The 11,618-nt window shown below is 59.4% G+C and carries 10 protein-coding genes; 4 read left to right on the top strand and 6 right to left on the bottom strand.

What is annotated here, in order from left to right; genetic code table 11:
• The first annotated feature begins 76 nt into the window (after nucleotides 1-76).
• Nucleotides 77-775, top strand: coding sequence for a phosphatase PAP2 family protein (locus tag NZ453_RS07345; protein WP_263769829.1), 699 nt, complete (start codon nucleotides 77-79; stop codon nucleotides 773-775).
• A gap of 108 nt (nucleotides 776-883) precedes the next feature.
• Here the strand turns inward: NZ453_RS07345 and NZ453_RS07340 are convergent, their stop codons facing one another.
• Nucleotides 884-2,179: a citrate synthase gene (locus NZ453_RS07340; RefSeq protein WP_263769828.1), complete on the bottom strand. Its 1,296-nt coding sequence runs from the start codon at nucleotides 2,177-2,179 to the stop codon at nucleotides 884-886.
• A 208-nt stretch (nucleotides 2,180-2,387) separates the two neighbouring features.
• Here NZ453_RS07340 and NZ453_RS07335 point away from each other — a divergent pair, with 208 nt between their 5' ends.
• Both NZ453_RS07335 and NZ453_RS07330 read left to right on the top strand, forming a co-directional pair.
• The gene (locus NZ453_RS07335; RefSeq protein ID WP_263769827.1) at nucleotides 2,388-4,055 is read left to right on the top strand and encodes a fatty acid--CoA ligase; all 1,668 of its coding nucleotides are present in this window, start codon (nucleotides 2,388-2,390) and stop codon (nucleotides 4,053-4,055) included.
• Nucleotides 4,056-4,112: 57 nt separating this feature from the next.
• Nucleotides 4,113-5,072 (top strand): AEC family transporter, encoded by a 960-nt coding sequence (locus NZ453_RS07330; protein ID WP_263769826.1) that lies wholly within the window; start codon nucleotides 4,113-4,115, stop codon nucleotides 5,070-5,072.
• Between the two features lie 61 nt (nucleotides 5,073-5,133).
• Here the strand turns inward: NZ453_RS07330 and NZ453_RS07325 are convergent, their stop codons facing one another.
• From NZ453_RS07325 to lptM, 5 genes are read right to left on the bottom strand one after another with little or no spacing between them, the layout of a single operon-like run.
• Nucleotides 5,134-5,538 carry an RNA-binding S4 domain-containing protein gene (locus NZ453_RS07325; protein ID WP_263769824.1) on the bottom strand — a complete coding sequence of 135 codons (405 nt, stop codon included), beginning with the start codon at nucleotides 5,536-5,538 and terminating at the stop codon, nucleotides 5,134-5,136.
• A gap of 17 nt (nucleotides 5,539-5,555) precedes the next feature.
• Nucleotides 5,556-8,657: an efflux RND transporter permease subunit gene (locus NZ453_RS07320; protein WP_263769823.1), complete on the bottom strand. Its 3,102-nt coding sequence runs from the start codon at nucleotides 8,655-8,657 to the stop codon at nucleotides 5,556-5,558.
• 7 nt (nucleotides 8,658-8,664) lie between these two features.
• Nucleotides 8,665-9,843: an efflux RND transporter periplasmic adaptor subunit gene (locus tag NZ453_RS07315; RefSeq protein WP_263769822.1), complete on the bottom strand. Its 1,179-nt coding sequence runs from the start codon at nucleotides 9,841-9,843 to the stop codon at nucleotides 8,665-8,667.
• On the bottom strand, nucleotides 9,840-11,084 hold the full coding sequence (gene lysA / locus NZ453_RS07310) for a diaminopimelate decarboxylase (RefSeq protein ID WP_263769820.1): 1,245 nt from the start codon (nucleotides 11,082-11,084) through the stop codon (nucleotides 9,840-9,842). The genes NZ453_RS07315 and lysA overlap by 4 nt, the downstream gene beginning before the upstream one ends.
• Nucleotides 11,081-11,263: an LPS translocon maturation chaperone LptM gene (gene lptM, locus NZ453_RS22160; RefSeq protein ID WP_420851613.1), complete on the bottom strand. Its 183-nt coding sequence runs from the start codon at nucleotides 11,261-11,263 to the stop codon at nucleotides 11,081-11,083. The genes lysA and lptM overlap by 4 nt, the downstream gene beginning before the upstream one ends.
• Before the next feature lie 37 nt (nucleotides 11,264-11,300).
• Between lptM and cyaY the strand changes: the two genes are divergently transcribed.
• Nucleotides 11,301-11,618: an iron donor protein CyaY gene (gene cyaY, locus NZ453_RS07305; RefSeq protein ID WP_263769819.1), complete on the top strand. Its 318-nt coding sequence runs from the start codon at nucleotides 11,301-11,303 to the stop codon at nucleotides 11,616-11,618.

The following is an 11,618-nucleotide window of genomic DNA, read 5'->3' as shown; positions in this document are numbered from 1 at the left end:
GATGGTTGGGTGGCATCTGGAATCTGAGTACGAGGCACAACGAACAGTATTGCGGGACTGGTGCCTGAGACTCTCGGTGCTCCTCATCATCTCGGCGGTCGTGATCGTCGTCCTGGCCCAATATACGGACCTCGATACGATCCTCGCGGATTACTACTTCGATACCCAGCGACAGGTCTTCCCATGGGACAAGACGTGGTTTGCCCGCAATTTCATGCACGGGTGGGTAAAGAACGTTCTTGTCTGGTCGGGATTTGCGCTCATGGGCGCAATGATCATTGATGCGATCCGTCCTTTATCGAAGGATTCCGTGCATCGGGCACGTTTACGCGTTCTTGGCCTGGCAGCGTTCTGTGAGCCGCTCGTAGTCCGGACCTTGAAAAGTCATTCGAATCTTCATTGCCCGTGGGGCATCGACCGGTACGGCGGCGACTGGCCGCTTCTTCGGCTGCTGGACGCTATTCCCGACGGCTGGCAAGCGGGACGTTGTTTCCCTGCCGGCCATGCCAGCGCCGCGATGTGGCTGTCCGCTCTGGCCGTCTTATGGCTGCCGCACAACCCCAGGCGGGCGTCAGTGGTCTTTCTGGGCGGTATGGGAGTCGGGCTATTCCTCGGCTGGGTGCAGCAGATGCGCGGCCAGCATTTCCTTTCACACACGCTCGCCACGGCATGGATTAGCAGCGTACTGATCGTCGGCCTGATCGCCGTTTTCTCTCGGCAATTAACGGGGGCGCCTGGCCCTGCGGCCCGGCAGGTGGCGCTGAATACGCGCTAGCCGGTTGTTGACCCTCAGCGGTTCCCCGATTGGGGACCAATCGAGAGGGCGCTGAGGTCGGTGAGGCGGCCCAGCCGACTTTCGAGCAGTCGGCTTGGGCAGGACGCTTTAAGCGGACCTTTGCGCCATGGGCACATAATCTCGCGTTTCGGGGCCGGTGAATATCTGGCGCGGACGGGAGATCTTTTGCTCCGGATCCGTTAGCAATTCCAGCCAGTGGGCGACCCAGCCGCAGGTTCTCGGCACGGCAAACATGACCGTGAACATCGAGGCCGGGAGCTTCATCGCGCGGTAGATCAATCCCGAGTAGAAATCGACGTTGGGGTAGAGCTTGCGGGAGATGAAGTACTCGTCCTGAAGGGCAATTCGCTCGAGTTCGAGAGCGACGTCGAGCAAGGGCGTGCGGCCCGTGACTTGGAACACTTCCTCGGCCGTCTGCTTGATGATACGGCAGCGCGGATCATAATTCTTGTAGATGCGGTGGCCGAAGCCCATGAGGCGCTGACCATCGCCGTCTTTTACGCGGTCGAGGAAGGCGGGCACATTTTCCGGCCGCCCGATTTGTTCGAGCATACGCAGCACGGCTTCGTTCGCAGCGCCGTGTAACGGCCCGTAAAGCGCCGCGGCGGCGCCAGCCAATGACGAATAAGGGTCGGCCTGCGACGATCCGATCACGCGCATGGCGTTTGTGCCGCAGTTCTGTTCATGGTCGGCATGCAGGATGAAGAGGATGTTGAGCGCGCGTTCGAGCACAGGATTCGGCTCGTATTTATGCTCGGTCATCCGGAACATCATGCGCAGGAAGTTGCCGATGAAGCTCAGGCTGTCATCGGGGTAGTCGAATGGCCATCCCTGGTTGTGGCGATAGGTGAAGGCGGCGATCGTCGCGGTCTTCGCGATCATTCGCTCGACCTGCAACCGGCGGTTGGCCGGGTCGGTCACCATCCGCGCATCCGGGTAAAGGGTCGACAGCGATGCGATGCCGCTGATGAACACGCTCATCGGGTGCGCATTGAAGCGGAACGTTTCGATCAATCGCTGGATGTTCGTATGCAGTAGCGTGTGGCGGTTAATGTCGGACTCCCATTTAGCCAGTTGCTCTGCCGTCGGTAGTTCGCCAAAGATGACGAGGTAGGCCGTTTCCAGATACGTGCTGTGCGCGGCGAGTTGTTCGATCGGGTAGCCGCGATAGCGCAGGATTCCTTTATCGCCGTCGATGTAGGTGATCGCGCTTTTGGTCGACGCGGTGTTTGTCAGTCCGGGGTCGTAGCTCATGAGACCGAAATCGTCTTCATTGAGCCTGATTTGACGCAGGTCCATCGCTTTTACCGTTCCGTCCGCGATCGGTAGCTCGTATTGCGATCCGGTGCGGTTGTCGATGACGGTCAATGTGTCTTTAGGCATGGCATCAAGGAGGGGAGGGTGGAAAAATCGAGAAATCGGTAACCAAACCTATGAGTATCGTTTCCCGAAGGCTCCGTGACAAGGGGACTTTGCCGAAACCCCTTAATCAGTGCGGCGCGGCACAGACTCATGTCTCCTCTTTCCGCTTTGGTTGCCGGCCGGTGCGCGGGGTAAGATGTCGCCTCCGAGGGTTAACAGGGACGTTTCCATGCCCGTCAAAATAATCACAGGCACACCATCCGCTTACTCGTATCCGCTGCTCATCAAGCATCTCCTCCATACACCGCTGGCGATCGCGCCGGAACAGGGAATCAGTTACCAAGGCAAGTTCCGTTATTCGTACCGCACGTTGTATGAGCGTATCGGCCGTCTAGCTGACGGCCTTGCGCGTCTTGGCGTCGAACCGGGTCACACGGTGGCCGTAATGGACTGGGACAGCCACCGCTATCTCGAGTGTTTTTTTGCGATCCCGATGATGGGCGCTGTCCTCCAGACGGTGAATGTCCGGCTGTCAGCGGAACAGATTCTGTACACACTAAATCATGGGGCAGCCGACGTTCTGCTCGTCAATCGGGAATTCTTTTCGCTGTTGGCGCCCATCGCGGATCGGTTGGAGACAATCAAGCGATTCGTTCTGATCGACGACACACCTGATGCGGTGCAGGCCGCCCCGGTGGAATTCGCCGCCGAATACGAGCAGTTGCTCGCGCAATCGGCTCCCGACTTTGTCTTTCCTGACTTCGATGAGAACGCCCAGGCAACCGCTTTCTACACGACCGGCACGACGGGGCTTCCCAAGGGGGTCTATTTCAGCCATCGCCAGTTGGTGTTGCACACGCTCGGCGTGGCCACGTGCGTCGGCAGTGCACCGGCAAACGGGCGGCTGCATCGCGAAGACGTGTACATGCCGATCACCCCGATGTTCCATGTGCACGCCTGGGGGTTCCCCTACGTGGCGACGCTCCTGGGACTCAAGCAGGTTTACCCCGGTCGTTACCTGCCGGGGACCTTGCTGCAGCTCATTACAAGCGAGAAGGTGACCTTCTCGCATTGCGTCCCGTCGATCATGCAGATGCTGTTCAGCCACCCAGGCTCCGAGAAGTTCGATCTCTCCGGCTGGAAGGTTCTGATAGGCGGTTCTGCAATGTCCCCGAGTCTGGCGACGGCGGCACTCAAGCGCGGCGTGGATCTTCTTACGGGCTACGGCATGTCAGAAACCTGCCCGGTCCTTTCCATTGCCCACCTGGGGTCGGCGGATATGCAGGCTCCGTTTGATGAACAGGCACAGATTCGGAGCAAGACCGGCCTGCCATTGCCTCTGGTCGACTTGCGGATCGTGACCCCCGAAATGAGGGACGTTGCCCACGACGGTGTGGCGACTGGCGAGCTGGTGGTCCGTTCGCCGTGGCTGACGCAAGGCTACCGAGAGGCGACCCAGGCTTCGGAAGAGCTCTGGGCAGGTGGTTATCTGCACACGCAGGACATCGGGAATATCGATAGTCGCGGCTACATCAAGATCACTGACCGGATCAAGGACGTGATCAAGACGGCGGGGGAATGGACCTCCTCGCTTCTTCTCGAAGATGTGGTCTCCAAGCACGACGCCGTTCATGAAGTCGCGGTGATCGGTGTGCCGGATGAAAAGTGGGGCGAGCGCCCGGTCGCTCTCGTTGTGCTGAAACCCGAATTCGAAGGGAAGGTGACCGAGCACGCGTTGCGCAATTTCGCGGCCCACCTCATTGAGACGACAGGTGTTTCGCGCCACGGTATCCTGCTGCAAGTCCGCTTCGTCAAGGCTTTGATCAAGACGAGCGTCGGCAAGATCAACAAGCGGGAAATGCGCGAAAAGTATGCCGTGGAGTCTTCGAGAACCTAAACGCCAACACCGGGAACTCCGACAACCGCCGCTCGGTGTTCCCGACCTTTTGTTTTTATGCTTGAAATCCTCTCTGTCACGACGCCGATCTACGTTCTGATCGGCGTTGGATTCCTTACGACTCGTTGGGGCCTGTTCAATCGGGACGATATGCGCGTGTTTGGCCGCTTCGTCCTCAACATTGCGCTGCCGGCGATGCTTTTTCGCACCGTTTCACAGCGTTCGATCGGCGAAATCTTGAACCCGACCTACTTGCTCGCGTATCTCGCGGGAACGTTCGTCGTCATCTTCGCCGGCTTTTTCTGGAGCCGCCGCGTCGTTGGACTAAACCGTTCGAGCAGCACCGTGTGTGCCATGGGGATGGCGTGCTCGAACAGCGGGTACGTTGGTTATCCCATTTTGCTGCTTATCCTAGCCCAGATCGCTGGCGTGGCATTGGCGCTTAACCTCATCGTCGAGAATCTCGTCGTCATCCCTTCGTTACTCTTGATGCTTGAGCCTCGGCAGGACGGCGCAGGGCGGTGGGAGGTTGTAGCCAAATCCCTGCTCCGTGTTGCCGGTAATCCACTCATCATTGCGCTCTTCTGCGGGGTTGCGATGTCGTTGCTAGGCTGGCGATTGCCAACACCCTTGGAACGCAGTGTGGACATGGTGTCCGCGACTACAAGTGGAATCGCGTTGTTCGTCATCGGCGGCATGCTGGTCGGTCTCTCGTTACGAGGAACCGGTAGCCGGGTGGCGTCGGTAGCCATCGGCAAACTCATTGCGCACCCCTTGGCCGTTTTTGCCGCAATGGCGACATTGCCCCTGTTTGGGATGGCGCCGGTCGCCTCCGACCTCTACATGGCAGGTGTCTTGATGGCCGCCATGCCGATGATGGGGGTGTACCCGACGCTGGCTCTCGCGTATGGAGAGGAGGGCATCGCCGCGCCGGCCCTGCTGGCGACAACGATCGCTTCGTTCTTTACGCTCAGCGCGTGGTTATGGCTGTTCAAGCACACCGCCATTCTGGCCTGAATTGCCATCGAGATCTTGGGCAGGCAATACGAGCGATAGCGCGACCAAAAACCGGCGAGTCTCAGTGACCTTCGTTGAAGCGGTGAATTTGGCGCCTTGCCTTTTTGGTTGGTCGGCCACGCAGATCGCTCCCCGGTACCGGCGCCAGACGGCTCGCGTCCTTCCTGGCTTCGCGTCGGGTACGGCTCTCGCTCGTTTCTTCGTATAGCTGCTGCGCCTCGCTGGCCGGGCGGCGCTGATCGTTCAGGCCAAGCACGTCGACTGTCCACCATACGTCGCCGGCCATGATTTCAAGTTGATTTCCGGCGCGTACTTCGCGAGCGACCTTGATGGCGTTGCCGTTCAGCTTGACGTGTCCGGCCCGGATCGCTTCCGCCGCGAGCGAACGGGTTTTGAAGAAGCGCGCCGCCCACAACCACTTATCTGCGCGGAGCGCGAGTAACGGGGCGCGGATTGGCGGCGGCATGGTAGGGCGTGAGCTCGTCAGGCGGATTCAGTTTCGACATTCAAGTGCGCGGCTTCTTCTTTGCGCGTCAATCGGTCGAGATAGAGGTAAACGACGGGCGTCAGGTAGAGCGTCAGGAGCTGCGAGAGCACAAGGCCACCCACAACCGCGAGTCCGAGTGGCCGCCGTACTTCGGCACCGGCCCCGAGTCCGAGCGCAATTGGAAGCGTACCGACGAGTGCCGCCATGGTCGTCATCATGATGGGGCGGAAACGGATCAGGCAAGCTTCATAGATCGCCTGCGCGGCCGGCACTCGTTCGCTGCGTTGCCGGTCGAGCGCGAAGTCGATCATCATGATTGCATTTTTCTTCACGATTCCGATCAGCATGATGACGCCGACGAAGGCATAGAGACTTAGGTCAACCTTGAAGATGAGCAGCGTGATCAGGGCGCCAAGCGCGGCGGCCGGCAAGCCGGAGAGAATGGTTAACGGGTGGATGAAGCTCTCGTAAAGAATACCAAGAACGATGTAAACGACGAGCACGGCGATCAGGAGCAGGACGCCGAGCCCTTGCAGCGACGACTGAAACGCCTTGGCCGTCCCCTGTAGGCTGGTGTTCAGCGAGGCAGGCATGCGCATTTCCTGCTCCAACGCCTTGATACTATTCACAGCGTCGCCGAGCGACACGCCGGGCAGCAAGTTGAACGAGATGGTGACCGAAGGCAACTGACCGAGGTGGTTCACGGTGAGCGCCTGGGTCTTGCGCGTTACGCGAGCCACCGTGTCGAGAGGGATGAGTTTGCCGCCGGTCGCCCTGACATAGAGGCGGGACAGCATCGATGGATCCATCTGGAACTCGGGGTCGATCTCAAGGATGACTTGGTATTGGCTTGCGGTGCCGTAGATCGTCGAAATCTGGCGGGAGCTGAAAGCGCTTTGCAACGCGTCTTCGACCTGTCCGAAGCTCAGCCCGAGTGTGGCGATCTTGTCGCGGTCGATGTCGAGCGACAGGACCGGGCTCATGTTGTTCAGGTTGCTCGTTACGTCGACAAACCCCGGTAGGGCGCGCACCCGTTCGAGCAATGCGTCGGTCCATTGATACAGCTCGGCAAGGTCCGTACTCTGCAGCGTGTACTGGTATTGGGCTGCCGTTTGCTGACCGCCGATCCGGATCGATGGCGGGTTCTGCATATAGACCTTGATCCCCGGCACGGCGGCCAGTTTTGGCCGCAGTTGTTGAATCACTTCATCGGCTGACAACTTACGCTCGTCACGCGGCTTGAGAATGAGGTTCAGCGTCCCGCTGTTCGACGACGGTCGCGATCCGCCACCGCCGCCTACCGACGACATGAAGGAACGCACGTTCGGGTCTTTGGCGATAATTGCCGCAACGGCCCGCTGATGCTCGACCATGGACGCGAATGACGAGTCCTGGGCCCCTTCCGTGACTGCGGTGATTTGGCCGGTGTCCGAACTGGGCAGGAAATCCTTTGGTACGTGGCCAAAAAGGAAACCGGTAAACCCAACAGTCAGGACGAAGACCGCCATCACGAGTCGCGGGTGCCTCATGGCCACCTGCAGGGTGCGATCATATCCCGACAGCAGCGCGGCAAAGAAACGCTCGAATGCACGAAAAACTCGGCCGTGGGATTCGGGTTCCGCATGCTTCAGGTAGCGGCTGCACAACATCGGCGTAAGAGTCAGCGAAACGAGCCCTGAGACGAGGATCGCGGCACAGATGGTGACCGCAAACTCGTTGAGGAGCCGGCCGACGATGCCGCTCATGAAGAGGACAGGGATGAAAACGGCCATCAGCGAAATGGTCATCGAGATGATGGTGAAGCCGATTTCGCGCGACCCCTTCATCGCTGCATGCAATGGCGTTTCGCCATGTTCGACATGCCGGACGATGTTCTCCAGCATGACGATTGCATCGTCTACGACGAACCCCACGGAGAGCGTCAAGGCGAGCAGTGAGAGATTGTCGAGGCTAAACCCCAACGCATACATGACGGCGAAGGTGCCGGTGACTGAAATGGGCAACGCCAGCGCCGGGATGATGGTCGCCGAAAGGTTGCGTAGAAACAACATGATTACCAGAACGACGAGAACGCCGGCAATGATCAACGTGATCTGGACGTCCTCAATACTTTCGCTGATCGACACGCTGCGGTCGTACAGCGTGGTCATTTCGATTGACGCCGGCAAGCTCGCCTGGAAGCTCGGCAGAATCCGCTTGATTGAATCGACGGTCTCGATGGTGTTGGCACCCGGTTGGCGCTGGATGGCCAGAACGATTGCCCGCTTGTCGACGTTCCAACCGGCGATGCGCTTGTTCTCGACGCTGTCTACCGGCGTTGCGACTTCCTCCAAACGAACGGGCGCTCCGTTGCGCCAGGCGACGATCAGCGGTCGGTAGGCCGTTGCGTTCGTGAGTTGTCCGTTGTCCTTGATGGCAAACGACTGGCGGTCGCCGTCGATTTGGCCGACGGGTTGATTCACGTTGCCTTGGGCGACCGCTTGTTGCAGTTCGTCGATACCCATGTTGCGGGCCGCCAGTTGGTCGGGATTGGCCCGAATCCGAACGGCGTATTTTTGGGAACCGAAAACAAGTACCTGGGCGACCCCGCTGATTGTCGATATCCGTTGCGCGAGTTGCGTTTCAGCGTATTCGTTGACCAACGGCAGAGGGAGCGTAGGCGACGAGAGCGCGATGAAGAAGATCGGCGAATCGGCCGGATTTACCTTGCGGAACGACGGGGCTGACGGCATGCTCGAGGGTAGCTTCCGTTGCGCCGACGCAATCGCGGATTGGACGTCTTGTGCGGCGGCATCAATGTTCCGCTCGAGCGAGAACTGCAGCGTGATCGAGGTCGAGCCTTGCGCACTCGTCGAGGTCATCGAGTCGAGGCCTGCGATCGTCGAAAACTGGCCTTCGAGCGGTGTGGCGACCGAGGCGGCCATCGTCTCCGGCGACGCTCCCGGGAGGCTGGCGGAAACGGAAATCGTCGGAAAGTCGACGCTCGGTAGTTCGGAGACCGGCAAGGCCCGATAGGAGATGATGCCGAAGATAACGAACGCGGCCATCAGCAGCGTCGTCATGACGGGACGACGAATGCAAAGCTCGGGCAAGTTCATCGGAGCCTCAGCCTGCGGCGTTTGCTGGAGACTGCGCCGAGGGACCCGCTTCCGGCATTGCAGCCGGTTTTTCGGCCTTCTCTGCGCGCTCGCCGGATTCCTTGATGCGCACCTTCGTTCCCGGTGTCAGACGCAACTGACCGTCGGTGACGACCGTTTCTCCTGACACAAGCCCCTTTGCGATGGCGATCATGCCGGCGTTCGACGCGGCGATGCCAACGTTGCGAACTTCCACGGTGTTGTCGCTTTTGACGACGAAGACGAAGCTACCGTCAGTACCTTGCTGGAGCGCTTCACTTGGAATCGTTACCGCATCTTCTAGTGTTTCAAGCACGAGCGATACGTTGAGGAACTGCCCGGGCATGAACTTCTCTTCTTCGTTGGGCAACTCGGCCTTCATCAGAATGGTGCCGGTTGCCGGGTCTACCGTGTTATCGAGGAAGCGGACACGGCCTTCGAATTGGTGAGCTTTGTCGCTCGGCACGCTGACGTTGACCTTCATCTCTTCGCCGGTTCGCGCCGACCTTATCCGCCCCAAGTATTTCTCCGGAACGGAGAACCCAACGAGTAATGGCCGCACTCGATTCACGACAGCCAGGATGGTTTCGTTGGTCTTTACCGCCGATCCGGGGAATACGACGCGAGCGCCCACAATTCCCGTGATCGGTGCGCGAATGGTGGTATAGGACAGTTGCAGCCGGGCCACTTCAGCTGCGGCCTTGCTGGCGCGCAAATTGGCGTTCGCGGTGGCCTCGTTGGTGCGGATATCGTTGACCTTCTCTTCGGAGACGAAGTTGCGCTGCTTGAGCTCGGTGTAGCGCGCCGTATCCGATCGTGTCTTTGCAATTAGCGCCTCGTCGCGCGCGGCTACCGCTTCCGCCTGCTGCAACCGAGCAACGAAGTCCGTCGGGTCGAGTTTGACGAGGATGTCTCCTTGCTTGACGTGCTGGCCCTCGGTGAACTGAACGCTGGATACCTGCCCGTCGACCCGAGATTTTAGGGCGACGCTCTCGAACGCTTCGGCGCGCCCAACGATCTGAAGCAGAACCGGTACGTCTCGCGTTCCCGCTTTAACCGCAGTAACCGGTACGGGTGGGGGCTCGGACTTTTTTTTGGTATTTCCTTCAGAACACCCGCCGAGCACTAAGGTGCCGGCGATCAGTAGCGCGAGACCGGTTGATTTCAAGGCAGCACACTTTCCGCAGCGAACAATTCATCGACGACTTCTCGGCGGCGAACGACGTGGCAGCGCTCCCCGTCAACCATAACTTCAGCCGCTCGCGGCCGGGTGTTGTAATTGGAGCTCATTGCCATGCCGTAGGCGCCTGCTGACATGACGGCAAGGAGGTCGCCTGCCTCAAGGCAGAGTGGCCGACCGTGCCCGAGGAAGTCGCTCGACTCGCAAATCGGTCCGACGATTTCCCAATCGAGGTGCTTGCCGCCGCCGGGCGCGACGGGGACGATATCGTGCCACGCGTCGTAAAGTGCCGGTCGGGCTAGGTCGTTCATCGCGGCATCCACGATGGCGAAGTTCTTGACTTCACCCGGTTTGAGGTATTCGACACGGGTGAGCAGAACACCCGCGTTGCCAACGAGCCGCCGCCCGGGTTCCAGCAGAATCTTTAGCTTTCGGTCATTCAGCGCGCGTAGTAGCGGTTCCAAATAGGTCTGCACAGCCGGAGCCTTTTCATCCTTGTAGCGGATACCCAGGCCGCCGCCGAGATCGATATGGCGTAGTCTTATCCCCGCCGCCTCAATCTCGTCGACAAGTTGCAGCACTTTCTCCAGGGCTTCGGCAAAAGGCGACGCGTCGAGAAGTTGCGACCCGATATGGCAGTCAATGCCTTCGACCTCGATATGCGGTAGATTTGCCGCGCGGCGATAAAGGTTGACAGCCTCTTCGTAGGCGACCCCGAACTTGTTCTCCTTCAGGCCGGTCGAAATGTACGGATGCGTCTTGGCATCCACATTCGGGTTTACACGCAGGCTGATCGGCGCGCGTTTCCCCTTTTGGCCGGCTACTTCATTAAGACGCTCGAGTTCGGCCTCGGACTCGACGTTGAAACACAGAATGCCGATGTCCAGAGCAAGTGCCATCTCGTCAGCAGATTTGCCCACGCCGGAGAAAACGATCTTCTTCGGGTCCGCTCCGGCGGCCATGGCACGTTTGAGCTCGCCGCCGGAAACAATGTCGAAACCGGCTCCTCGGCGAGCGAAAACATTCAGTACGGCGAGGTTCGAGTTCGCTTTGACGGCATAACAGACCAGCGCATCGAGCCCAACCAGCTCCCTTTGAAATTCATCGAGAGAAGCTTCGAGTGCGGCCCGAGAATAGACATAGCACGGCGTGCCGAAACGCCGTGCGATATCCGAGAGGGAAACCGACTCGACGTGAAGTTGTCCGTTCTTAAGTTGGAATGGGTTCATGAGGCGGAGTCTTTCGCCGTGCTAACATCAGGTGACGTTGTTGTTTTGCCTGGCTCGATGGTCGGAGCCGTTGTGGGCTGCGCTTTACGCGGGGGAGGAAGGTAAAGCGCACCGCGTGTGCCGCAGGCGCTGAGGGCGATGGCGGACAACAGGACGACAAGCGGGAAGCGTCGACGCATAGCGGATTTTCAGGAAATTGGAAAATGGTAGCACAGGATGAACGATAGCGAATTTGCAGCGCGCGCGGATGCGGCGCTGACAAGCATAGAAGCGGGGTTGGAGGCGAGCGGCGCAGACCTGGACTTCTCCATGGTCAGCGAAGGTGTCCTCGAAATCGAGTTTTCCGACGGGGCGAAAATCATCGTTAACCGTCACGCGGCGGCCCAGGAAATCTGGGTCGCCGCACGTTCCGGAGGGCGCCATTTTCGCTGGGACGGGGAAAACTGGCTCGACACGCGCGATAGCGGAGAACTAATGGCTGTCCTATCGGCGTTGTTGTCCGATAAAACTGGAGTGGCGATCAACCTCACGTGA

This window comes from Propionivibrio soli, assembly GCF_025770765.1.
In the GTDB taxonomy this organism is placed as follows: domain Bacteria; phylum Pseudomonadota; class Gammaproteobacteria; order Burkholderiales; family Rhodocyclaceae; genus Propionivibrio; species Propionivibrio soli.
The sequence above is the reverse complement of the archived record's forward strand: the minus strand, read 5'-3'. Positions and strand labels throughout refer to the sequence as shown.

What these genes read in the sequence shown, in the direction of transcription:
- NZ453_RS07340 (WP_263769828.1), bottom strand. Translation starts at nt 2,179, where the DNA reads ATGCCTAAAGACACATTGACCGTCATCGACAACCGCACCGGATCGCAA.
- NZ453_RS07335 (WP_263769827.1), top strand. Translation starts at nt 2,388, where the DNA reads ATGCCCGTCAAAATAATCACAGGCACACCATCCGCTTACTCGTATCCG.
- NZ453_RS07330 (WP_263769826.1), top strand. Translation starts at nt 4,113, where the DNA reads ATGCTTGAAATCCTCTCTGTCACGACGCCGATCTACGTTCTGATCGGC.
- NZ453_RS07325 (WP_263769824.1), bottom strand. Translation starts at nt 5,538, where the DNA reads ATGCCGCCGCCAATCCGCGCCCCGTTACTCGCGCTCCGCGCAGATAAG.
- NZ453_RS07320 (WP_263769823.1), bottom strand. Translation starts at nt 8,657, where the DNA reads ATGAACTTGCCCGAGCTTTGCATTCGTCGTCCCGTCATGACGACGCTG.
- lysA (WP_263769820.1), bottom strand. Translation starts at nt 11,084, where the DNA reads ATGAACCCATTCCAACTTAAGAACGGACAACTTCACGTCGAGTCGGTT.
- lptM (WP_420851613.1), bottom strand. Translation starts at nt 11,263, where the DNA reads ATGCGTCGACGCTTCCCGCTTGTCGTCCTGTTGTCCGCCATCGCCCTC.
- cyaY (WP_263769819.1), top strand. Translation starts at nt 11,301, where the DNA reads ATGAACGATAGCGAATTTGCAGCGCGCGCGGATGCGGCGCTGACAAGC.